This is a genomic window from Bacillus sp. Xin1 (assembly GCF_013314535.1).
Classification (GTDB): Bacteria; Bacillota; Bacilli; order Bacillales; family Bacillaceae_G; genus Bacillus_A.
In genome coordinates this window covers 117117-141369 of the sequence record NZ_JABUAE010000009.1, presented here as the reverse complement: position 1 = coordinate 141369, position 24253 = coordinate 117117, and the positions used below count along the sequence as shown (strand labels likewise).

The 24253-nt window shown below is 36.0% G+C and carries 24 protein-coding genes; 17 read left to right on the top strand and 7 right to left on the bottom strand.

Going from position 1 to position 24253, the window contains the following annotated elements; all coding sequences use genetic code 11:
• Nucleotides 1-146: 146 nt before the first annotated feature.
• The 6 genes from gyrA to dnaA all read right to left on the bottom strand — a co-directional run bounded on the left by gyrA (nucleotide 147) and on the right by dnaA (nucleotide 8933).
• A complete protein-coding gene (gene gyrA / locus HRG09_RS11530; RefSeq protein ID WP_174100939.1) occupies nucleotides 147-2621 on the bottom strand; it encodes a DNA gyrase subunit A in 2475 nt (824 codons plus the stop codon).
• Nucleotides 2622-2709: 88 nt separating this feature from the next.
• Complete coding sequence (gene gyrB / locus HRG09_RS11525; protein ID WP_174100938.1) at nucleotides 2710-4632, bottom strand: DNA topoisomerase (ATP-hydrolyzing) subunit B; 1923 nt, start codon at nucleotides 4630-4632, stop codon at nucleotides 2710-2712.
• Between the two features lie 38 nt (nucleotides 4633-4670).
• On the bottom strand, nucleotides 4671-5798 hold the full coding sequence (recF, locus tag HRG09_RS11520) for a DNA replication/repair protein RecF (RefSeq protein ID WP_174100937.1): 1128 nt from the start codon (nucleotides 5796-5798) through the stop codon (nucleotides 4671-4673).
• A 12-nt stretch (nucleotides 5799-5810) separates the two neighbouring features.
• Nucleotides 5811-6023, bottom strand: coding sequence for a S4 domain-containing protein YaaA (gene yaaA / locus HRG09_RS11515; RefSeq protein WP_003194149.1), 213 nt, complete (start codon nucleotides 6021-6023; stop codon nucleotides 5811-5813).
• Between the two features lie 245 nt (nucleotides 6024-6268).
• The gene (gene dnaN / locus HRG09_RS11510) at nucleotides 6269-7414 is read right to left on the bottom strand and encodes a DNA polymerase III subunit beta (RefSeq protein ID WP_174100936.1); all 1146 of its coding nucleotides are present in this window, start codon (nucleotides 7412-7414) and stop codon (nucleotides 6269-6271) included.
• A gap of 178 nt (nucleotides 7415-7592) precedes the next feature.
• Nucleotides 7593-8933 (bottom strand): chromosomal replication initiator protein DnaA, encoded by a 1341-nt coding sequence (dnaA, locus tag HRG09_RS11505; RefSeq protein ID WP_174100935.1) that lies wholly within the window; start codon nucleotides 8931-8933, stop codon nucleotides 7593-7595.
• Between the two features lie 563 nt (nucleotides 8934-9496).
• Between dnaA and rpmH the strand changes: the two genes are divergently transcribed.
• The 10 genes from rpmH to HRG09_RS11455 all read left to right on the top strand — a co-directional run bounded on the left by rpmH (nucleotide 9497) and on the right by HRG09_RS11455 (nucleotide 18559).
• Nucleotides 9497-9631 carry a 50S ribosomal protein L34 gene (gene rpmH / locus HRG09_RS11500; RefSeq protein ID WP_000831901.1) on the top strand — a complete coding sequence of 45 codons (135 nt, stop codon included), beginning with the start codon at nucleotides 9497-9499 and terminating at the stop codon, nucleotides 9629-9631.
• A 76-nt stretch (nucleotides 9632-9707) separates the two neighbouring features.
• The gene (rnpA, locus tag HRG09_RS11495; RefSeq protein ID WP_017150097.1) at nucleotides 9708-10055 is read left to right on the top strand and encodes a ribonuclease P protein component; all 348 of its coding nucleotides are present in this window, start codon (nucleotides 9708-9710) and stop codon (nucleotides 10053-10055) included.
• 58 nt (nucleotides 10056-10113) lie between these two features.
• Nucleotides 10114-10881 carry a YidC family membrane integrase SpoIIIJ gene (gene spoIIIJ, locus HRG09_RS11490; RefSeq protein WP_174100934.1) on the top strand — a complete coding sequence of 256 codons (768 nt, stop codon included), beginning with the start codon at nucleotides 10114-10116 and terminating at the stop codon, nucleotides 10879-10881.
• On the top strand, nucleotides 10878-11495 hold the full coding sequence (gene jag / locus HRG09_RS11485; RefSeq protein ID WP_174100933.1) for an RNA-binding cell elongation regulator Jag/EloR: 618 nt from the start codon (nucleotides 10878-10880) through the stop codon (nucleotides 11493-11495). Before spoIIIJ ends, jag begins: the two co-directional genes overlap by 4 nt.
• 233 nt (nucleotides 11496-11728) lie before the next feature.
• Nucleotides 11729-13105: a tRNA uridine-5-carboxymethylaminomethyl(34) synthesis GTPase MnmE gene (gene mnmE, locus HRG09_RS11480; RefSeq protein ID WP_174100932.1), complete on the top strand. Its 1377-nt coding sequence runs from the start codon at nucleotides 11729-11731 to the stop codon at nucleotides 13103-13105.
• Nucleotides 13106-13151: 46 nt separating this feature from the next.
• Nucleotides 13152-15041 (top strand): tRNA uridine-5-carboxymethylaminomethyl(34) synthesis enzyme MnmG, encoded by a 1890-nt coding sequence (mnmG, locus tag HRG09_RS11475; protein WP_174100931.1) that lies wholly within the window; start codon nucleotides 13152-13154, stop codon nucleotides 15039-15041.
• Nucleotides 15042-15063: 22 nt separating this feature from the next.
• On the top strand, nucleotides 15064-15783 hold the full coding sequence (gene rsmG, locus HRG09_RS11470) for a 16S rRNA (guanine(527)-N(7))-methyltransferase RsmG (protein WP_174100930.1): 720 nt from the start codon (nucleotides 15064-15066) through the stop codon (nucleotides 15781-15783).
• A 105-nt stretch (nucleotides 15784-15888) separates the two neighbouring features.
• Nucleotides 15889-16761, top strand: a complete 873-nt coding sequence (noc, locus tag HRG09_RS11465) for a nucleoid occlusion protein (RefSeq protein WP_174100929.1) — start codon at nucleotides 15889-15891, stop codon at nucleotides 16759-16761.
• A gap of 192 nt (nucleotides 16762-16953) precedes the next feature.
• On the top strand, nucleotides 16954-17715 hold the full coding sequence (soj, locus tag HRG09_RS11460; RefSeq protein WP_174100928.1) for a sporulation initiation inhibitor protein Soj: 762 nt from the start codon (nucleotides 16954-16956) through the stop codon (nucleotides 17713-17715).
• A complete protein-coding gene (locus tag HRG09_RS11455) occupies nucleotides 17708-18559 on the top strand; it encodes a ParB/RepB/Spo0J family partition protein (protein WP_174100927.1) in 852 nt (283 codons plus the stop codon). Before soj ends, HRG09_RS11455 begins: the two co-directional genes overlap by 8 nt.
• Nucleotides 18560-18579: 20 nt before the next feature.
• Here the strand turns inward: HRG09_RS11455 and yyaC are convergent, their stop codons facing one another.
• Nucleotides 18580-19176, bottom strand: coding sequence for a spore protease YyaC (gene yyaC, locus HRG09_RS11450; protein ID WP_174100926.1), 597 nt, complete (start codon nucleotides 19174-19176; stop codon nucleotides 18580-18582).
• 284 nt (nucleotides 19177-19460) lie between these two features.
• Between yyaC and HRG09_RS11445 the strand changes: the two genes are divergently transcribed.
• The 7 genes from HRG09_RS11445 to HRG09_RS11415 all read left to right on the top strand — a co-directional run bounded on the left by HRG09_RS11445 (nucleotide 19461) and on the right by HRG09_RS11415 (nucleotide 24088).
• Nucleotides 19461-20342 carry a mechanosensitive ion channel family protein gene (locus HRG09_RS11445; protein WP_174100925.1) on the top strand — a complete coding sequence of 294 codons (882 nt, stop codon included), beginning with the start codon at nucleotides 19461-19463 and terminating at the stop codon, nucleotides 20340-20342.
• Between the two features lie 20 nt (nucleotides 20343-20362).
• Entirely contained in the window at nucleotides 20363-20560 is a 198-nt protein-coding gene (locus tag HRG09_RS11440; RefSeq protein ID WP_000436049.1) for a DUF951 domain-containing protein, read from the top strand.
• 115 nt (nucleotides 20561-20675) lie between these two features.
• Nucleotides 20676-21776 carry a redox-regulated ATPase YchF gene (gene ychF, locus HRG09_RS11435; RefSeq protein WP_174100924.1) on the top strand — a complete coding sequence of 367 codons (1101 nt, stop codon included), beginning with the start codon at nucleotides 20676-20678 and terminating at the stop codon, nucleotides 21774-21776.
• 193 nt (nucleotides 21777-21969) lie between these two features.
• On the top strand, nucleotides 21970-22260 hold the full coding sequence (gene rpsF, locus HRG09_RS11430) for a 30S ribosomal protein S6 (protein ID WP_174100923.1): 291 nt from the start codon (nucleotides 21970-21972) through the stop codon (nucleotides 22258-22260).
• A 27-nt stretch (nucleotides 22261-22287) separates the two neighbouring features.
• The gene (gene ssb / locus HRG09_RS11425) at nucleotides 22288-22791 is read left to right on the top strand and encodes a single-stranded DNA-binding protein (protein ID WP_097793947.1); all 504 of its coding nucleotides are present in this window, start codon (nucleotides 22288-22290) and stop codon (nucleotides 22789-22791) included.
• 45 nt (nucleotides 22792-22836) lie between these two features.
• Complete coding sequence (gene rpsR / locus HRG09_RS11420; protein WP_000918874.1) at nucleotides 22837-23070, top strand: 30S ribosomal protein S18; 234 nt, start codon at nucleotides 22837-22839, stop codon at nucleotides 23068-23070.
• 79 nt (nucleotides 23071-23149) lie between these two features.
• Nucleotides 23150-24088 carry a YybS family protein gene (locus tag HRG09_RS11415; RefSeq protein ID WP_174100922.1) on the top strand — a complete coding sequence of 313 codons (939 nt, stop codon included), beginning with the start codon at nucleotides 23150-23152 and terminating at the stop codon, nucleotides 24086-24088.
• Nucleotides 24089-24253: the final 165 nt, after the last annotated feature.

Here is a 24253-nt window from a genome sequence, read left to right as displayed (position 1 = left end):
TAATATAACATAACATATCATTTTCGTCAACAAGTTTTTTTCGATAGCTTGTATCTCTCATTTGCTGACTCTGCCTATTATATAGACTTTTATATATCTATGCAAGTATTATTCTAAAAAAAATAAAAGAGGGAAAATCCCCTCTTTTATTCTTCAGAAGCCTCTTCACTTCCATCTTCAACTTCAGCTTCATCTCTTTGTGCTTTAGCTACAGTTGCTACTTCTTGTTCATTTTCTAAACGAATCAAGCGTACACCTTGAGTATTACGCCCCATTTGGGAGATTTGATCAACTGGCATACGGATAATAATACCTGCAGCTGTGATTAACATAATATCTTCTTCACCCGTTACAGACTTAACCGCTACTAACTTACCATTCTTATCTGTAATGTTGCATGTTTTTAGACCTTTACCACCGCGACTTTGCAGACGGTATTCCTCAATTGGTGTACGTTTTCCGTAACCATTCTTTGTTACAATTAACACGTTCATATTTTCTTCAACAATTTCCATACCTACAACTTGGTCCTCATCACCTAGTGTAATAGCTTTTACACCTGCTGCATTACGTCCCATAGAACGCACATCTTGCTCATTGAAACGGATTAACATACCGTTACTTGTTCCAACAATAATATCCTTATCGCCAGATGTTAAGCGTACAGAAATTACTTCATCCTCTTCACGAAGAGAAATTGCAATTAAACCATTGGTACGAATATTTGCAAACGAAGAAAGAGGTGTTCTCTTAGAAATTCCATATTTCGTTGTAAAGAATAAGTATTGATCATCACCAAATTCACGAATTGGAATAATGGCATTGACCCACTCACCTTTATCTACTCCTAGTAAATTAATAATCGGTATACCTTTCGCTGTACGACTATACTCTGGAATTTCATATCCTTTCGTACGGTATACTTTACCCTTGTTTGTAAAGAATAAAATATGATCATGAGTAGACGTTGTCAATAACTGTTCAACAAAGTCATCATCATTCGTACCCATTCCTTGTACACCACGTCCCCCACGGTTCTGTGTTTTGTACGTAGAAGCCGGTAACCTTTTAATGTAACCATTATGAGTAAGTGTGATTGCGATATTTTGCTCTGGGATTAAATCTTCATCCTCGATAGATTCCATACCGCCAATTGTAATCTCTGTTCGTCTTTTATCATTAAAGCGTTCTTTTACCTCGGTTAATTCTTCACGAATAATTTCAAGAACTTTTTCTTCATCTGCTAAAATTGCTTTTAATTCCGCAATTAGCTTCATTAAATCTTGATATTCTTGTTCAATCTTTTCACGTTCTAATCCAGTTAAACGTTGCAGGCGCATATCTAAAATTGCTTGCGCTTGTTTCTCACTTAAACCAAAACGCTCCATTAAACCTTGTCTTGCAATATCAGCGGTTTTTGAACTACGAATTAAAGTAATGACTTCATCAAGATGATCTAATGCAATTCGTAATCCTTCTAAAATATGAGCGCGCGCTTCCGCTTTCTCTAATTCATAAGCAGTACGTCTACGAATTACTACCTTTTGATGTTCCAAATAATGATATAAGTTTTGTTTCAAATTTAATACTTGTGGCTCCCCATTTACAAGCGAAAGCATATTAATACCGAAGCTTGTTTGAAGTGCTGTATGTTTATATAAGTTATTTAATAGTACGTTCGCATTTGCATCTCGGCGTACTTCCATAACAATGCGCATACCATTCCGATCTGATTCATCACGTAAATCTGTAATACCTTCAATTTTCTTATCGCGAACTAATTCTGCAATTTTTTCAATTAATCGTGCTTTATTAACTTGATAAGGTAATTCAGTTACAATAACAGATTGTTTACCATTTGATTTTTCTTCGATTTCAACTCTAGCACGAAGAATAATAGAACCGCGACCAGTTTCATACGCTCTTCTGATTCCGCTTCTCCCTAGAATCAAACCGGCTGTAGGAAAATCAGGTCCTGGGATACACTCCATTAATTCTGCAATAGTAATGTCAGGATTATGACTCAGTGCCAATACACCGTCAATTACTTCCCCAAGTTGGTGGGGTGGAATATTTGTTGCCATACCAACTGCGATACCTGTCGTACCGTTTACTAATAAGTTAGGGAAACGCGCTGGTAATACGATTGGTTCTCTTTCAGAACCGTCATAGTTATCTTGATAGTCAATTGTATTCTTTGTAATATCACGTATTAATTCCATGGAGATTTTAGACATTCTTGCTTCTGTATAACGCATCGCTGCCGCCGAATCCCCATCAACAGAACCAAAGTTACCGTGTCCATCAACAAGCATATAGCGTTGACTAAAATCTTGTGCCATACGTACCATTGTCTCATAAACAGCTGAATCACCATGCGGGTGATACTTACCAATTACTTCGCCAACAATACGCGCTGATTTCTTATATGCTTTATCAGCAGTAATTCCTAAATCATTCATTGCGTATAAAACCCTGCGATGCACAGGCTTTAATCCATCACGAACATCTGGTAGTGCACGAGATACAATAACACTCATTGCATAATCTAAAAATGAGGTACGCATTTCATGACTGATATTAATTTCTCGAATTCGTGCTTGTTGTTGATTGTCTGACATCAACGAGCACCTCCTCTTACATTTCCGTTACAAATACATTGATTTATATGTAGAAGACAGGAATGCTCAGATTCCTGTCATTACTTACTTAAATATCAAGGTTTTTCACGTATTTTGCATTTTCTTGGATAAAGTTGCGTCGTGGCTCTACTTTATCCCCCATTAAAATTTCAAATGTTTCATCTGCTTCAATTGCATCTTGCAGTGAAACTTGAAGTAATGAACGTACCTCTGGGTCCATTGTCGTTTCCCATAACTGGGTTGGATTCATTTCCCCAAGACCTTTGTAGCGCTGAATCCCTGGTTTCGGCTGTGCTGGCAACTCTGCTAATATCTTTTCAAGTTCTTTATCATTATAAGCGTATTGTATTTTTTTACCTTGTTGTACTTTAAACAACGGCGGCTGTGCGATATAGATATAGCCGTGCTCAATAATTTGACGCATATAACGATAGAAGAACGTTAATAATAGAGTACGAATATGCGCACCATCGACATCGGCATCGGTCATGATAATAACTTTGTGATAACGAGCCTTTGCAATGTCAAAATCCCCGCCGATATTTGTACCAATCGCCGTGATAATCGTACGCACCTCATCATTAGATAAGATTTTATCTAATCGTGCCTTTTCAACATTAATAATTTTACCCTTTAGTGGTAAAATTGCCTGGAAGTGGCGATCACGTCCTTGTTTTGCGGAACCCCCCGCAGAGTCACCCTCTACGATGTAAATTTCACTAATCGAAGGATCTTTAGAAGAACAATCCGCCAGTTTCCCTGGCAAACTAGATACTTCCAGCGCACTCTTTCGGCGTGTTAATTCACGCGCTTTTTTCGCTGCTACACGTGCGCGTGCTGCCATTGTTCCTTTTTCTACAATTTTACGGGCAACATTGGGATTCTCAAGTAAGAACTTTTCGAACGCTTCTGAGAAAACAGACTCTGTAATCGTTCTCGCTTCACTATTTCCAAGTTTCGTTTTCGTTTGTCCTTCAAATTGTGGGTTGGGATGTTTAATAGAGACAATCGCTGTTAATCCTTCACGTACATCTTCACCTGTTAGGTTACTATCCGCATCTTTTAAGATGTTATTTTTTCGTCCATAATCATTTATTACACGTGTTAAAGCAGTCTTGAAACCAACTTCATGTGTACCGCCTTCATACGTATGAATATTATTCGTAAATGAATAAATATTGTTTGTATAACCTTCGTTATATTGAAGAGAAACTTCAACTTGAATTCCATCTTTTGAACCTTCTACATATACAGGTTCTTCATGAATTGGTTGTTTTGAGCGGTTTAAATGCTCAACATAAGATTTAATTCCACCTTCATAATGGAATTCTTTCTTTTGTTTATTTTCACGTTTATCTTCAATTGTTAATTTAATATTACGATTTAAAAATGCTAACTCACGCATACGAGTTGCTAATGTATCAAAGTCGTATTCTGTAGTTTCTTTAAAAATTTCCGGATCTGGCTTAAAACGAGTTATTGTTCCTGTATGGTCTGTTTCACCGATTACTTTTAAATCTGCAACTGGGATACCTCGTTCGTACTTTTGATAATGAATTTTACCTTCACGATGTACAAATACTTCTAACTCTGTTGACAGGGCATTTACAACAGATGCACCTACACCATGCAAGCCACCAGAGACTTTATAACCTCCACCGCCAAATTTACCACCGGCGTGGAGTACAGTCATAATAACCTCTACAGCAGGACGTCCCATTTTTTCCTGTATACCAACCGGAATACCACGGCCATTGTCTGTTACACGAATGCTATTATCTTCCTCAATACTAACATTAATTTCATCACAGTATCCTGCTAATGCTTCGTCAATACTATTATCTACAATTTCCCATACAAGGTGATGAAGACCTTTTCCACTTGTAGATCCAATATACATACCCGGACGTTTTCGAACTGCTTCTAGTCCCTCAAGCACCTGTATTTGACTTTCATCATATGAATTCTCTTGCATTTGTTTTTGTTCCATTGACACAAAGATCACCTACTTTTCCATTTAAACAGAAACTACGTTCTGTCTATTTCACAATCTACCGTGCCGCTTTTTACATGAATTGTTTTCGCTTGCTTTAATGTTTCGTGTTCAATTCCGTCGACACTCGTCGTTGTCACAAATGTTTGCACTTTTCCTTGAATTGTATTTAACAGATGTGATTGACGATAATCATCTAATTCTGACAATACATCATCTAATAAGAGGATTGGATATTCCTTAACCTCTGAATAAATCAATTCAATTTCAGCTAACTTTAGGGAAAGTGCGGTTGTTCGTTGTTGTCCTTGAGAACCAAAGACTTGAACATTTTTACCATTAACGAAGAATTGCAAATCGTCACGATGAGGACCAATTAAAGTCGTACCACGGAAAATTTCACGTTGTTTCACAGATTGAAAACTTTCATAGTATACTTCTTTTATTTTCGACAAATCCATTGATTCTGATACATCTACGCTTGGTTTATAAACTATTTCTAGTTCCTCTAATCCCCTACTAATGCCATGATGGATTGGAGCAGCCCATTCTTGTAGCAAATGCAGAAACTCAAAACGTTTTTGCAAAATTTTTGTACCATGTTCAATGAGTTGGAGTGTAAATACATCCAACATCGTCTCCTCATTTTTACTATTCCCTTGCATTTTCTTAAGCAAGTGATTTCGCTGCGTGAGCACTTTTTGATATTGACTTAATTCATACAAATAGACAGGAGCTATTTGTCCGAGTTCCATATCTAAAAAGCGTCTTCGTATTTGAGGGCTTCCTTTTACAAGATTTAAATCTTCTGGGGCAAACATAACAACATTCATTTCACCAATATATTGGCTTAATTTTTGTTGTTCTAGTTGATTTAATTTTGCCTTCTTCCCTTTTTTAGAAATATTTAATTCTAAAGACAAGGAACTGTTTCGCTTTTGTAATCTACCTTTTATTTTACCATAATCCTCATCCCACCGGATAAGTTCACGATCGTTCGAAGTTCGATGAGACTTGGCCATCGCTAATACATAAATAGCTTCCATCAAATTCGTTTTCCCTTGGGCATTTTCACCAATAATTACATTCACTTTGTCCTCAAAGGAAAGATCTAGATATTCATAATTACGATAATTTTTTAATTGTAATTCTTTAATATACAAAGGGCTCCCCCTTTATGCTTGAACTTGAAATGTTCCGTTTCCCGGAATTTCAACAATATCATTTGCATACAACTTTCGGCCTCTTCTATTTTCCAGTTCTTGATTAACATATACTTCGTATTCTTGTAAGAACCATTTAACAGCCCCGCCTGTATCAATTACATCAGCTAACTTTAAAAATTGTCCTAGTGTAATGTACTCAGTTGAAATTTTAATACGTTTCATAAAATCGCTCACTTTCTGAAAGTGTTCATTCTTTCATTGTACTAAATAAACTAACATTAGGAAAGTAATACCCTTAAAAGTACATGTGCAAAAAAGACGATACAGAGGGCCGAACAGTTCAAAGCTTGGAAACCAGGAAAGTATAGATTGTAGATGAAACTACATGAATACCGAATTTTTTGCACATCCTCTAAAATCAAATAAGGGTCACTAGCATATTAAAACTAGCAACCCTCACCTCTTACTTAGTAAGTACGAACTGGTAAAATTAATTGGATGATGGAATCATCATTTACTGTACGAATTAAGAACGGTCTCATCGCTCCAGTAAAACTAATTTTAATTTCTGTACTATCTAATGCTTTTAATGCGTCCATCATATATTTTGCACTAAAGGAGATTTTTAATTCTTCCCCTTCTACTTTCTCACATTGAACTTCCTCTACTACTTTCCCGATTTCTGGTGAATTTGAAGAAAGTTCTAGCATTTGTTCTTCTAACGTTGATAATTTCACAACATTATTGCGACCATCCCTTGCTAGTAAAGAAGCACGATCAATTGCTTGTAAAAATTCTTTTGTATTTACAAAAATGTCCGTTTTGCTTTCTGCCGGGATTAGACGTGTTGTATCCGGATAATTCCCTTCTAACAATCTTGAGAAGAATAATAAATGTTTAGTTCGGAATAATACTTGATACTCCGTAATAACGATATCTACCATCTCTTCAGACTCATCTAGAATTTTGCTCAGTTCATTCAAACTTTTACCAGGGATAACAACATTTGCTTGAAACTCATCGGAAATTGTATGACCTTCAATCTTCGCTTTACGAAGTGCTAGTCTATGACTATCTGTTGCAATGCAAGTCAATTCGCTGTTATATACCTTCCAGTTTACACCTGTCAAGATCGGACGAGTTTCTGAAGTTGAAACAGCAAATACAGTTTGACGAATCATGTGTTTTAGTAAATCCGTCGGAATCTTAAATACATGATGTTCTTCAATTTGTGGTAATAATGGATATTCAGCAGAATCTAAACCATTCAAATTAAACTCTGATTTCCCAGATTTTATTTTTGTCATAAAATGATTTTCCACAGAAATTTCTACTGTGTCTTTTGGTAATTTTTTTACGATCTCACTAAAATATTTTGCTTGTAAAACAATACTCCCTGATTGTGCAATTTCAACAATTTCTTTTCCGTTTTCTTCAACTGGGATAAAAGATTCAATTGAAATATCAGCGTCACTTCCTGTTAATGTAACACCTTCTTCAGTTGCTACAACTTTAATTCCTGTAAGAATTGGAATTGTTGTACGAGAGGAAACGGCCTTCATTACATCTTGCACACTTCTTACAAGGTAGTCTTTTTGAATTATAAAACGCATAGCGAAAACCTCCGGCAAGTATAAAATTTTATTTATTAAATAAAGATAAAAAAATAGTAGTAATAGTAATAGGGCTTGTGGATATGTGGATAACTCTATTTAAAGACGGAAAAACAGTCTATCTACATGTGGATAGACTGTGTGTAAAACCAGTAAAGTTATTCACACTATTCAGCTACTACTTTAAAATATCATTAATTTCTTCAACTTGTTTTTGAAGTTGTGTATCAGTTTTTAATAGCTTTGAAATTTTTTCGTGCGCATGGATGACGGTTGTATGATCTCGTCCGCCAAATTCTTCGCCAATTTTAGGTAAAGATGAATCTGTTAGCTCACGTGATAGATACATTGCGATTTGGCGAGGAAATGCGACTGATTTTGTGCGTTTTTTTGCTTTAAAATCCTCTAATTTAACTTGAAAAACATCGCCAACTGCTTTTTGAATATCATAAATAGAAATAATCTTTGGTTTAGAATTTGGAATAATATCTTTAAGTGCTTCAGCAGCTAAATCGGCATTGATATCTTTATTTATTAGAGATGAATAAGCAACAACTCGAATAAGTGCACCTTCTAATTCACGAATGTTCGAGTCAATTTGATTTGCGATATAGAGCATGACTTCATTTGGAATATCAAGACCTTCCGCTTTCGCTTTTTTTCGTAAAATCGCAATTCTTGTTTCTAAATCTGGCGGCGTAATATCTGTAATAAGCCCCCATTCAAAACGGGAACGAAGGCGATCTTCTAATGTCGGAATCTCTTTTGGCGGCCTATCACTTGAGATTACAATTTGCTTACTTTCCTCATGTAATGCATTAAATGTATGGAAGAACTCTTCTTGTGTTTGTTCTTTTCCAGCAAGAAATTGAATATCATCTATAAGTAAGACATCGACATTACGATATTTATTACGGAAATCGACTGCTTTATTATCACGAATGGAATTAATAAACTCATTTGTAAATTTTTCCGATGATAAATAAACGACTTTGGCATTCGGATTATGCTCAATGACATAATGTCCAATTGCATGCATTAAGTGCGTTTTTCCAAGCCCAACTCCCCCATAAATAAATAGCGGGTTATATGCTTTTGCTGGTGCCTCAGCAACTGCTAATGAAGCTGCATGAGCAAAACGATTCCCAGAGCCAATAACAAATGTATCAAATGTATATTTTGGATTTAACATGCTCTGTGGTAAGTGATTAGACTCATCATTTATTCTTTTCTTTTTAGCAGGAGGAAAGTCAATCTCCTCTTCAGTTTGACTTTGGGGAATAATAAAGCGAATTTCTAGTTTTGCTCCTGTTAAATCATAAAGTGTTTCTGAAATGAGCTCCGAATAATGGGATTCTAGCCAGTCACGAGCAAATTCATTTGGAGCTGTAATCGTTAATACATCTTTTTTCAAAGCATGTGCCTTGGTTGATTTCAACCAAGTCTCATAACTTGGTTTACTCACCTTTTTTTCTAGCTCTTTCAAAGCACTATTCCATAAATCAGAGATATTTTCCAAGGGTGTCCCTCCTTTACAAAGATGGTAAAAGAATAAGGTTGTGCAACGATTGTACAACCTTAAAAATAGATAATGTATATTTATACGAAACGTATTTTAAAACCTAAAAACGTCGTTTGTATACGAGATAGGGTTTTCGACAAAAAATACAAATGTGGACAACTATTTACCCACATGTGAGTATAACTGTCCACATGTTATGCACAAATTGTGGATAAAATACAAATGTGGAAAACTTGTTCAAGGTGAAAACACAACTATAATATCAAAAAAAGATACCGATAGCAATGAAATTCAAAAAGTTATCCACAAAATCAATACCTTGTGGAATAAACTTGTCCACAATACGATATACTGTGTAAAAGTGAAAAAATAATTTGTGGATATAAAAAAATGAAAAATCCGTTATCCACAAATAAATAAAACAGCTGTGAAAAAAATTGTGAATAGGTTCAAAATGAATATTTGATGAAAATTTGGAGAACCATTGACATTTTCCTAGTTGATTAACTATAATTTATAAGACTGTCTTTAACAGATATTCCTCAGGGAGGTGTCATATAATGAAAAGAACTTACCAACCAAATAAACGTAAGCGCAGCAAAGTACATGGTTTCCGCAGCCGTATGAGCACAGCGAACGGACGTAAAGTGCTAGCAGCTCGTCGTCGTAAAGGAAGAAAAGTATTATCTGCGTAGACCACTGATCGTTCAGTGGTCTTTTTTTCTAGTAATAATGAATTTCCGCTGATGAAATACAGGAGTGTCAATTGATATGAAGAAAAAGAATCGTATAAAGAAAAATGATGAATTTCAGGCTGTTTTTCAAAATGGAAAATCAAATGCAAATCGTCAGTTTGTGGTATATCAGCTTGAGAAAGCAGAGCAACCATACTTTCGCATTGGTCTTTCTGTTAGCAAGAAGTTAGGAAATGCAGTAGTGCGTAATCGAATTAAGCGCATGATTCGCCAATCGATTGCAGAATTGAAAGATGAGATAGATTCTGGAAAAGATTTTGTTATAATAGCAAGGAAGCCTTGTGCAGATATGACATATGAACAATTAAAGAAAAGCTTAATTCATGCCTTCAAGCGCTCTGGTATTAAAATTACAAACAAGTAGCGTAGGAAAAGGGAAATGAATTACACTATATACATACCGAAACAAGGAGGAGCAGGCTGTGAAAAAGAAGATAGGCTTACTAGCCATGGTTATTGCTTTAATGGCGATCACTGCGGGCTGTAGTGAAGTGAATCAGCCGATTACACCGAAAAGCACAGGGATTTGGAATGAATATTTCGTATACCCGCTTTCTCAGTTAATCACATATTTTGCAAACTTATTTGGTAGTAATTATGGTTTAGCGATTGTTGTTACAACTCTTATTATTCGTTTTGCATTATTACCATTAATGATTAAACAAACGAAGAGTACGAAGGCAATGCAAGCACTACAACCAGAAATGGTGAAATTAAAAGAGAAATATAGCTCTAAAGATCAAGCAACGCAACAAAAACTGCAACAAGAGATGATGCAGTTGTATCAAAAGAATGGTGTAAACCCGTTAGCTGGTTGTTTACCAATCTTTGTTCAAATGCCGATTTTATTTGCATTTTATCATGCAATTATGAGAACAGAAGAGATTAGTAAACATACATTCTTATGGTTTGATTTAGGACAGGCAGATCCGTTCTATATCCTTCCGGTTCTTGCAGCAATCACAACGTTTATTCAGCAAAAGGTTGCTATGGCAGGAACTGCTGGACAAAATCCACAAATGGCAATGATGCTATGGCTTATGCCGATTATGATTTTAATCTTTGCAATTAACTTCCCAGCAGCATTATCCCTATACTGGGTAGTTGGTAACATCTTTGGTATCGCTCAAATGTATATGATCAAAGGGCCAGAAATTAAGGCTAGTAAGGCAGGAGGATCAAGCAAGTGAGTATAATTACTGCTAAAGGACAAACAGTCGAGCTGGCAGTACAAGATGCTTTAAGGCAATTAAAAGTTTCAAGGGACCAAGTAGATGTGAATGTGATTGATGAGGGTAAGAGAGGGTTCCTAGGTTTTATAGGGAATCGTCCAGCTATCGTAGAAGTTGTAGTGAAGAAAGATCCTATCCAAGAAGCGGAGCAATACCTCCAAAGTGTTGTTCAGGAAATGGGTGTGGATGTGATGATTAAGAAAAATGTAAAAGGTCGAGAAATCGAATTTACACTTTCTGGGAAAGATGTAGGGATTTTGATCGGAAAAAGAGGACACACATTAAACTCTTTACAATATTTAACAAAACTTGTTGCGAATCGTAGTACAAAACAATATATTGGTATCACAATTGATGCTGAAAATTATCGTAGTAAGAGAAAAGATACTTTAGAATCGCTTTCTTATCGATTAGCAAAACAAGTAGTGGCAACTAAAAAAAATGTTGTGTTAGAACCAATGCCCTCTTTTGAGAGAAAAATTATCCATCAAGCACTATCTAATCATCCAAATATAATTACAACTTCTGAAGGTAAAGAACCGCATCGACATGTTGTAATATCTTCCAAATAACCGGTTGCTCATAGGAGTGCCGGTTTTTTTGTGACGCTATGAAAAATAAATTGTGGATAACCAAAAACACTAAACTTATCCACTGTGAATAAGTTTAGTGTTTTTCACATGAGGACATAATAAAATGAGTTATTATTCTTTTGTAGATAGGTTCGTTATGGTATCCTATTAGTTTAGTGAAGGTAAAAAATCATGTTGAAATAGAGAGAAATAAGCAAGTGAGGTGAAAGGACATGGATTTTGATACAATTGCTGCAATTTCCACGGCACTTGGGGAAGGGGCAATTGCCATTGTTCGAGTAAGTGGAGAGGATGCGATTGAAAAGGTCAATCGCATTTTTAAAGGGAAAGATTTAACGACAGTTTCTTCTCATACGATTCACTACGGTCATATTGTTGATTTAGATAAAGATCAGGTTATTGAAGAAGTAATGGTGTCAATTATGCGGGCACCAAAGACTTTTACGCGTGAAAATATCGTAGAAATCAACTGTCACGGTGGTCTTGTCTCTGTAAATAAAGTATTACAACTTATTTTGGCTCAAGGAGTACGTTTGGCAGAGCCTGGTGAATTTACAAAGCGAGCGTTTTTAAATGGGCGTATCGACTTATCGCAAGCGGAAGCTGTAATGGATTTGATTCGTGCGAAAACGGATCGAGCGATGAGTGTAGCAATTAATCAGATGGAAGGACGATTATCCAAATTAATTGGTCGACTTCGTCAAGAAATTTTAGAAACATTAGCTCATGTAGAAGTGAATATAGATTATCCAGAATACGATGATGTCGAAGAAATGACACACAATATTTTAATTGAAAAAGCGACACATGTTCGCGGAGAAATACAAAAAATATTGGAGACATCTAAGCAAGGAAAAATCTTACGAGAAGGAATTGCTACCGCAATTATCGGAAGACCTAACGTTGGGAAATCTTCGTTATTAAATAGCTTGGTTCAAGAGAAAAAGGCTATTGTAACGGATATAGCAGGAACAACGCGTGATGTCATTGAAGAGTATGTCAATGTACGTGGTGTACCACTTAAACTCATTGATACTGCCGGAATCCGTGAAACAGAAGATGTTGTTGAACGAATTGGCGTAGAGCGCTCAAAAGAGATGATGGGGCAAGCCGATTTAGTTCTAATTGTAGTAAACTATAGTGAAGCGTTAACGACTGAAGATGAAGAATTATTCCTTGCGGTGCAAGGAAAAGACTTTATTGTTATTGTAAATAAAACAGATTTACCAAAGCAAATTGATATGGACCGTGTTACAGAATTAGCGGGTAAAAATCGTATCATTACAACGTCGCTAATTGAAGAAAAAGGTGTAGATGAGCTAGAAAAAGCTATAGCCGATTTATTCTTTGAAGGAGCAATTGAGTCGACAGATATGACGTATGTTTCTAATGCAAGACATATCGGTTTATTAACACAAGCAGAAAAGACAATTGGAGATGCTATTGATGCAATAGAGAACGGTGTTCCGATTGATATGGTTCAAATTGATCTAACAAGAACGTGGGAAATACTTGGTGAAATTACTGGTGATACTGTCCATGAAAGCCTAATTGATCAATTGTTTTCTCAATTTTGTTTAGGAAAATAAAGCATAGGTATTTTAGAAGGATAGATGATCTTAGGAGGAATAAATAATGGGATACAATGCCGGTTCTTACGATGTCATAGTAATCGGTGCAGGTCATGCAGGATGTGAAGCTGGTCTTGCAGCAGCACGAATGGGCTCAAAAACATTAATGTTAACAATTAATTTAGATATGGTTGCTTTTATGCCTTGTAACCCTTCTGTTGGTGGACCAGCAAAAGGGATTGTTGTACGTGAAATTGATGCATTAGGCGGCGAAATGGGACGTAACATTGATAAAACACATATCCAAATGCGTATGTTGAATACGGGGAAAGGGCCAGCTGTACGCGCTCTGCGTGCACAAGCGGATAAATTTTCATATCAACATGAATTAAAGAAAACAATTGAAGAAACACCAAACTTAACATTATGTCAAGGAATGGTAGAACGTCTAATTGTTGAGGATGATGTATGTAAAGGTGTAATTACACAATCTGGAGCTGAATATACAGCGAAAACAGTTGTAATTACAACTGGTACATTCTTACGTGGTGAGATTATCATGGGTGATTTAAAATACTCAAGTGGTCCAAATAATCAGCAACCGTCTATCACATTATCAGAGCATTTAGAGGAGCTCGGATTGGATCTTGTCAGATTTAAAACAGGTACACCACCTCGAGTAAATAGTAGTACGATTGATTATAGCAAAACAGAAATTCAACCAGGTGATGATAAACCTCGTGCTTTCTCTTTTGAAACAACAAAATTTATTATGGATCAAATTCCATGCTGGCTAACATATACGAGCGAAGAAACACATCGTTTAATTGATCGAAACTTGCATCGTTCAGCTATGTATTCTGGTATGATTAAAGGAACAGGTCCGCGCTACTGTCCTTCAATTGAAGATAAAGTGGTACGATTTAACGATAAACCACGCCACCAAATTTTCTTAGAGCCGGAAGGACGCAATACACAGGAAGTATACGTACAAGGCTTGTCAACAAGCTTACCAGAAGATGTACAACGTGAAATGCTTAAAACGATTCCTGGCTTAGAGAATGTTGAGATGATGCGCACAGGTTATGCGATTGAGTATGATGCAATTGTACCAACGCAGCTATGGCCGACACTTGAAACGAAAAAAATTAAAAATTTATATACAGCGGGTCAAATTAACGGTACATCTGGTTATGAAGAAGCAGCAGGGCAAGGAATTATGGCTGGAATTAACGCAGCGTGCCGCTCTTTAGGGAAGAAAGAGGTTATTTTAGGTCGTTCAGATGCTTATATTGGTGTTTTAATTGATGACCTTGTGACAAAAGGGACGAATGAACCATATCGCCTTTTAACATCCCGAGCTGAATATCGTTTATTATTACGTCATGATAATGCGGATCTTCGTCTAACGGAAATTGGCCATGAAATTGGCTTAATTCAAGAAGAGCGCTATGAGCGTTTTAGCGCGAAAAAGGAACAGATTAATCAAGAAAAATTGCGTTTAGAAAGCATTATTATTAAACCACGCCCTGAGGTGCAAGAATTAATTCGCAGTGCTGGTGGAAGCGAATTAAAGGATGGAATACGTGCAAGTGACTTACTACGTCGTCCGGAAATGACGTATGAACATATTCGCACGCTTGCGCCAAGTGAAGCTGAAATACACGATGAAATCGCCGAGCAGGTAGAAATTCAAATTAAGTATGAAGGATATATTGAAAAATCCTTACAACAAGTAGAACGTATGAAGAAAATGGAAAGTAAAAAAATTCCTATTGACATTGATTATGATGCGATTTCTGGAATCGCTTCTGAAGCGAGACAAAAATTAAAAGATGTTCGTCCTCTGTCTATGGGGCAAGCGTCCCGGATTTCTGGAGTAAATCCAGCTGATATTTCCATTTTACTTGTGTATATCGAACAAGGAAAAATTGCGCGAGTATCGAACCAATAATTAAGTAAGGAGATATGGCAAGATGAACATAGAACAATTTCAATCTATGCTAGGAGAAAGAGGGATTACCCTTTCTCCTAGGCAATTAGAGCAATTTGAAATCTACTTTGAAACATTAGTGGAGTGGAATGAGAAAATGAATTTAACAGCTATTACAGAGAAAGAGGAAGTGTATTTAAAACACTTTTTTGACTCGATTACAGCTGCCTTTTATTGTGACTTTTCAAAACCATTTTCCATTTGTGATGTTGGTGCAGGTGCCGGATTCCCAAGTATTCCATTGAAAATTTGTTTCCCGCATTTAAAAATAACAATTGTAGATTCATTGCAAAAACGTATAAATTTTTTAAATCATTTAGCACAAAAATTAGAGTTAAGTGATGTTGCGTTCTGCCATGATCGTGCTGAAACATTCGGGAAAAAAGAGGGTGTACGTGAATCGTTTGACATTGTGATGGCGCGTGCGGTAGCGCGTCTTTCTGTACTAAGCGAGCTATGTTTACCACTTGTAAAAGTAGGTGGGACATTTATCGCAATGAAAGGTGCAGCTGCCAATGAAGAAATCGAAAATGGTAAGTATGCTTTAGAAGTGCTTGGCGGTGAGCTGAAAGAAATTTCTACTTTCCAATTACCATTTGAAGAAAGTGAACGTAACATTCTATCAATCATGAAAAAGCGCAAAACACCAAAGAAATATCCGCGTAAGCCAGGGACACCCAATAAATTACCTATTGAAAAGTAAATCTTATTAGACGTAAGATTAAATTATATAAATGAAAACGTAAATGTTTCATAGGAAACATTTTTGTGTAGGACATTCAATAGGCCCAAAGGTGGTGGAATATGTATGAAAAATACGTTTTCTCGTTTATTTGGCTTTGGAGATAAAGAGAGCGAATTCGAATTACAAGACGAAAGCCATGAAGAAATAGATAAAAAGATATATGAAGAAATACAAGAAATCCCGATAGCTAATATTATTCCGAATCGTTACCAACCGCGTACAGTTTTTGATGATGCACGAATCGATGAACTTGCATTGACCATTCGTACACATGGACTTATTCAACCAATTGTTATAAGGCAATATGAAGAAGATAAGTATGAAATTATTGCCGGGGAAAGACGTTTTCGTGCTGCAACGAAATTAGGATGGGAAAAGGTTCCGGCAATTATTAAAAACTTAAATGATACGGAAACGGCTTCCGTTGCTCTAATTGAGAACTTACAACGTGAAGAGTTAACAGCAATTGAAGAAGCTGTTGCTTATCAAAAGCTAATTGAGTTACATAATTTAACACAAGAGGCGTTAGCGCAGAGGCTCGGAAAAGGGCAATCAACAATTGCAAATAAGTTGCGACTATTAAAGTTGCCTGAGGAAATCAAACAAGCATTGTTAGAAAAGAGTATTACAGAACGTCACGCTCGTGCTCTGATTCCCTTGAAAAATGAGGAATTGCAGTTGAAGGTTTTACAAGAAATTATAGAAAAGCAATTAAATGTAAAACAGGCTGAGGAACGTATTGCTAAGCTATTGGAGGAAGTAAAACCAAAGCGTAAGGCAAAACAAAAAGCAGTAAGTCGTGACATGAGAATTGCGATGAATACAATTAGACAATCATTACAAATGGTTGCAAATAGTGGACTGAATGTCAATTCTGAAGAAGAAGAGTTTGATGAGTATTATCAGATCACAATTAAGATTCCTAAAAAAAAATAATTTGTATGTGATATAGATCTCACCATTTTGGGGAGGTCTTTTTTTTCCTATATTTTTCTTTTTAAATGAAGAAGGAGTTTTAGAATAAATTTTGAAGTTTAATAAGGATGCAAAAGAAAAAATTTTATTTCGTGTTACAATAAACATAATTATTTTTAGAATAAGACAGAAAGGTTGAAAGTAGGTGACATCATGGGAAAAATCATTGCTATTGCTAATCAAAAAGGCGGTGTAGGAAAAACAACAACGTCTGTTAACCTAGGAGCTGGATTGGCACAGGTAGGGAAAAAAGTACTGCTTATTGACATTGATGCTCAGGGAAACGCAACAACAGGTGTAGGAATTGAAAAGTCGGAGTTAGATCAATGTATTTATAATGTTCTTGTGGAAGATGCAGAAGTTCAAGGAGTTATTCGGAAAACTGCAACTCAAAACTTAGATGTTCTACCTGCTACAATTCAATTGGCAGGTGCTGAGATTGAACTGGTACCAACCATTTCCCGGGAAGTTCGTTTACAGAGGGCTTTGCAACCAATTCGTAATGAATATGATTATATTATTATTGATTGTCCCCCATCTTTAGGCTTATTAACAATTAATGCACTAACAGCAGCGGATTCCGTTATTATTCCCGTTCAGTGTGAATACTACGCACTGGAAGGATTGAGTCAATTACTGAATACAGTTCGACTTGTACAAAAGCATTTAAATAAAAATTTAGCGATTCAAGGTGTACTATTAACGATGTTAGATGCACGTACAAACTTAGGAATTCAGGTTATAGATGAAGTGAAGAAGTATTTCCGAGATAAAGTATATCGTTCGATTATCCCACGCAATGTTCGCTTGAGTGAAGCGCCAAGTCATGGGAAACCAATTATGCAGTATGACGCTAAATCAAGGGGTGCAGAAGTATATATAGATTTAGCAGAGGAAGTGATTGCTGGTGGCTAAGGGATTAGGAAGAGGGATTAATGCGTTCTTTCCAGATTTAGATGTGAAAGAAGAAGAGAAAATTCAAGAAATTGCACTAAATGAATTAAGGCCAAACCCCTATCAACCGCGTAAAAGCTTTCAAAAAGAAGCAATTCAAGAATTGGCAGCATCTATTAAAGAACATGGCATCTTACAACCTTTAATCGTAAGGAAAAGTATTAAAGGATATGAAATTGTTGCTGGTGAAAGAAGATACCGTGCTGCAAAAGAGGCACATCTTGAAACAGTTCCAACTGTTGTTCGAGAATTAAATGAACAGCAAATGATGGAGTTTGCCTTGTTGGAAAATCTACAACGTGAAGATTTAAATCCAATGGAAGAATCTTTGGCGTATCAAATGCTAATGGATGAGCTGAATGTAACGCAAGAACAATTAGCAAAGCGTCTTGGAAAAAGTAGGCCATACATTGCTAATTATGTTCGTTTGCTTACCCTTCCTTCATTTGTTCAAGAAATGATTGCAGATGGAAATCTATCTATGGCACATGGACGGACATTACTTACAATCAAAGACGAAGAACAGCTAAAGTCTTTATTGAAGCGTATTGAAAAGGAAGGATTAAATGTTAGGCAGTTAGAGCAAATTGTTCAACAGATGCATCAGCGAGTTTCACGTGAAACAAAGAAAGTAAAACAAGAACGAAATATATTTTTTGAAGAGCGTGAAACATTGTTGAGAGAAAAGTTTGGAACAGGTGTAAAAATCAAAGAAACAAAGAAAGAAAAAGGAAAAATTGAAATAGAATTTTTCAATAAAGAAGATTTAAATCGTATTTTAGAATTATTATCTGGGGAAAACTAAAAAGCAAACCATCTTTTTATTTATAGATGGTTTGCTTTTTTTAATACGGATAATTTTTGATCTGTTTCCTTTATACTTTGGGCAATAATATCGGCCATTTTCATAACGAGACTTAATCTTGTATTTTGCAACACAAAAAATTCCATGAAACCATTTAAGTTTACGATGCCATGTATATGTAGATCACCAATTGCAGGTAACTTTTTATTCATTGCTGCTCCAGGCTTACTAGGTCCTTCACCAACAGTTATGGAACCGATGTTTTGAGATTTCCCAAGGCAAGCATCAATTGCAATAATAAAAGAATCAGGAATTGAGGTTTGAATATTCTGGATATTATCCTCTAAGTTTAGTGCATGAATTGGTTCATCAAGTGTGCCAAATACGTGGAAATTTTGAATGTTCATTTGTTCTAGTTTAGATCCAACTAATGGACCAAGTGCATCACCGGTTGAACGATCTGTTCCAATACAAATTATGCTGAGGGGTTTCGTTTCATGAATAGGTATGTGTGAGAAGAGAAAATCACTAATTGTTGTACAAGCTTCTAAATCGTGATGCATAACATTCTGCGATTTTTTTTCAAAAAAAGGCAAGCGGAAATTTCCTATATTCATGAATCATCCATCCTTCTGATAAATTTTACGATTCACTGTAAAGTTTTTTAGGTATAGATTTTATTTCGTAATATGGAAAAAATTATAAGTCCTCTATTTTTGCAAGCCATTTATAAAACCAGAAATAATAGTACTAGTATATATATATTCATGACATTTTATACCTAGATCAAAGCAAACAAACGCAAAAAAGGTAATAAATTTTTTGCAGAAATAGAGAAAACTTCTGATACAATAAAGAATGAATGGATGAAAAGAAAATTTTTTTGGAGAGGTAGAATGGTATGGATGTATTAAATAAATGGTTTGATACCATACTGAAATATTTAATGGACTCAAATCGCTGGGAGTATATTGGGGTTGTAACGTTAAAGATTTTAGTTATTTTAGTAGCAGGTATGATAGTAGTACGTATTGCAAGAGCAATTGTTAGAAATGCGTTTCGTATGGGAAGCCGCTCGCCAATTCAAATTTCAGAGCGACGTACGGTTACGGTAGCTAAGTTGCTTGAAAATATTGTAGCGTACGTTGTTATGTTCATTATGTTAATCGCGATTTTAGGCGTATTTAATATTAATGCATCAGGTTTATTAGCTGGGGCTGGGGTAATCGGTTTAGCAGTCGGTTTTGGTGCTCAAAGTTTAGTAAAAGATGTCATTACAGGGTTATTTATTTTATTAGAAGATCAATTTTCTGTTGGTGATTATGTTCGCATCGGCCAATTTGAAGGTGTAGTTTTAGAAATTGGATTACGTACAACAAAATTAAAAAGTTGGACGGGAGAAGTTCATATTTTGCCAAATGGTAGTATTACACAAGTAACAAACTTTTCTATTAGTAATAGCGTAGCATTTGTCGATGTATCAATTTCTTATGAAAGTGATATAGCAAGAGCAGAACGAATAATTGAAGAGTTATTAGAAGAATTACCAGGAAAATATGAGAAAATGGTAGCAACACCACAATTATTAGGTGTTCAAACACTTGGTGCATCTGAAGTTGTGCTCCGTGTAATTGCTGAAGTGGAACCGATGCAGCATGCACCTATTGCTAGAGCGCTTCGTAAAGAAATTAAAAATCGCCTTGATTTAAACGGCATTGAGATTCCATATCCACATATGGTTTTATATAATCGTAAAGAGATGGTTAATCAACAAGCAAATTAATAACGAGGGGAGTTTGGAGAGTGGAACAAAAGCAATATAACTTGTACGATGTTGTGGAGATGAAGAAGGCCCATCCGTGTGGTGCAAATCGTTGGAAAATTATTCGTATGGGAATGGATATCCGCATTAAGTGCGAGGGATGTGGCCATTCGGTAATGATTCCTCGAAGAGAGTTTGATCGTAAGGTGAAAAAAGTTCTTGTAAGGCACGAAGAATAGAGAAAAAGTAACAGTCGCTTCAGGTGGCTGTTACTTTTTTGGACTTTTAGGGAACTTGTCATTTTATTCGTTACTATCTATAATGATGGAAGATTGAGACATAGGAGTGAAAAATATGGGATTAACGGCTGGGATTGTTGGTTTACCAAACGTAGGGAAATCAACATTATTTAATGCAATTACACAAGCGGGAGCAGAATCTGCAAACTACCCATTCTGTACAATTGATCCGAACGTAGGGATTGTAGAGGTACCAGATGAACGCTTAAATAAACTAACAGAACTAGTTGAACCGAAAAAAACTGTTCCAACTGTATTTGAGTTTACTGATATTGCAGGTATCGTAAAGGGTGCAAGTAAAGGTGAAGGACTAGGAAACAAATTCTTATCTCATATTCGCCAAGTAGATGCGATTTGCCAAGTTGTTCGTTGTTTTGAAGATGAAAATATTACACACGTTTCAGGAAAAGTAGATCCAATCGATGATATTGAAACGATCAATTTAGAATTGATTTTAGCGGATTTAGAATCTGTAGATAAACGTATTGAACGTGTGGCAAAATTAGCGAGACAAAAAGATAAAGAAGCAGTATATGAGCACGAAATTTTAGTTCGTTTAAAAGAGGCATTCGAAGAAGGGAAACCAGCTCGTACTGTTGAATTTACAGACGAACAAATGAAGATTGTTAAAGGACTTCACCTATTGACAACAAAAGAAATGCTTTATGTAGCTAACGTAAGTGAAGATGATATTATGGATCCATCTGAAAACGAATATGTAAAGATGGTAAAAGAATTTGCAGCAAATGAAAATTCACAAGTAATTGTTGTTTGTGCAAAAATTGAATCGGAAATAGCTGAGCTAGATGAGGAAGAGAAAAAAGTATTCCTTGAAGAGTTAGGGATTGAAGAATCTGGTTTAGATCAGTTAATTCGTGCTGCATACGACTTATTAGGACTAGCTACTTATTTCACAGCTGGTGTACAAGAAGTACGTGCATGGACGTTCAAACAAGGCATGAAGGCACCTCAATGTGCTGGTGTTATTCATACAGACTTCGAGCGTGGATTTATTCGTGCTGAAACAGTTTCATACGATGACTTAATGGAGAACGGTTCTATGACAGCTGCTAAAGAAGCAGGAAAAGTACGTCTAGAAGGAAAAGAGTATATCGTAAAAGATGGAGATGTTATGCACTTCCGTTTTAACGTGTAAATCAATATTTCCTAGGAAAAAATAGAGATATCAACTTGGTGAACCTATCATATGTTTGCCAAGTTTTTTATTTATTGGTTAGTTGATTCATCTAACTTACTATGATATAATCTAAACTCGTGAGTAATTACTATATAATTAATTGCTCCTTGCCCATTATGGGCCGTTTAGACCAAAAGGAGGTGAAAGTGTAATGAAAAAATACGAAATTATGTACATCATTCGTCCTGGCGTTGAAGAAGAAGCTCAAAAGGCTTTAGTTGAACGTTTCGCAGGTGTTTTAACAAACAATGGTGCAGAAATCATTAACACGAAAGAGTGGGGTAAGCGTCGTTTAGCTTACGAAATCAACGACTTACGTGAAGGTTTCTACATGATCTTAAACGTGAATGCTAACGCAGAAGCGATTAACGAATTCGACCGTTTAGCTAAGATCAACGAAGATATCCTTCGTCACATCGTTGTTAAAGAAGAAGAAAAATAATTAAGATATATAGGGAGAGTGGTTCGATTGATGAATCGTGTTATCCTCGTTGGTCGTTTAACTAAGGACCCTGACTTACGTTACACGCCCAATGGTGTTGCGGTAGCTACTTTCACGTTAGCTGTGAATCGTGCATTTGCGAATCAACAAGGTGAGCGTGAAGCTGACTTTATTAATTGTGTAATATGGCGTAAACAAGCAGAAAACGTGGCAAATTATTTGAAAAAAGGTAGCTTAGCAGGCGTAGATGGACGTCTTCAAACTCGTAATTATGAGGGACAAGATGGTAAACGTGTATATGTAACAGAAGTTCTTGCGGAGAGCGTACAATTTTTAGAGCCGCGTAATGGCGGTGGGGAGCAACGCGGTTCATTCAATCAGCAACCATCAGGAGCTGGTTACGGTAACCAAGGCTCTAACCCATTTGGTCAATCTGGTAATTCAGGTAACTCTGGATTTACAAAGAATGACGACCCATTTTCAAATGTAGGCCAACCGATTGATATTTCGGACGACGATTTACCATTCTAATGGTATAGATCGGTTATTTCTAACAAAGAATGGAGGGAAATAGACATGGCAGGACGCAAAGGTGGACGTGCGAAACGTCGTAAGGTGTGTTTCTTCACTTCTAACGGCATCACTCGCATCGACTATAAAGATGTTGATTTATTAAAACGTTTCGTTTCTGAGCGTGGTAAAATTTTACCTCGTCGTGTAACGGGAACAAGCGCAAAATACCAACGCAAACTTACAGTTGCAATTAAACGTGCTCGTCAAATGGCACTTTTACCATATGTTGGTGAATAATAGCGTATGAAATGCACAGTAGAGTGAGACTCTACTGTGCATTTTGCTATGCTTTTCTTTTCGGAAAGAGAGGTAAAAAATGAAGCGTACAAGGCTTATTACAGAAGGGGCAGTTTTGTTAGCGGTATATGCGGTTTTACTTTTAACATTCTTGTATATACCTGTTATAAGTATGGTTGCAATATTCGCACTACCATTACCCTTTTTATTGTTTATAGTAAGATACCCGTTTTCTAGTACATGTATGTTTTTTGGAGCATCAATTTTTGTTACTATTATTATTAGTTCGCCACTTAGTCTTGTGAATACATTCATGTCAGGCGTAATAGGCATTTCTTTAGGATATATTTATAAGAAAAAGAAAGGGCCAATAGAAATATTATTGGTAGGAATGCTTGTATATCTGCTTAATTTTGTACTTGTTTATGTTGTGAGTATACAATTTTTTAATATGGATTTTCTTAAGCAAATGCAAGATATGTTCAAACAAGGAATGGAGCAAAGTGAAAAAATAATGAAGGCAGCGGGTGCGCCAATTAGTCAAGAGCAAAAAGATTTGTTAGGGCAATTCAGTGATATGCTTCGAATTCTTTTGCCAAGTTTGCTTGTAATGGTTTCTTTAATATATTCTTGGATTACAGTATTAATAGCAGGTAATGTTTTAAAGAGATTGAAGTATACTATAGCACCATGGCCTAAGTTTAGAAATATCCGATTACCAAAAAGTATTGTTTGGTATTATGTTGTATTTATTTTGCTTTCAACATTTATGAAAGTCGAATCAGATTCATATGTATATATGGCATTTTCTAATTTATATGCCATCTTTTCATTGCTTCTTTTATTCCAAGGATTTGCATTTATAGCTTTTTTTGCATATGCAAAGGGTTATGCAAAGGCGATTCCTATTCTCAGCTTTGTCGTATGTATGGTAATCCCGATGCTGTTTCCTCTAGTGACAATCTTAGGTATAATTGATTTAAGCTTTTCATTACGTTCTAAAATACAATCAAAATAAGTGAGAACGAGGGATGAAATCAGTGAAACTCTCATTATCAATCGTACTTTAGGTTTTGTGCATATAAGTTAATGCTATGAAAACAAAAGGTAATTTACACTCGTTTCTCCGTTTGTTTTAACTTGGCATGGGGCAGGAATAGGGTATGACCGCTTCTATGCATGG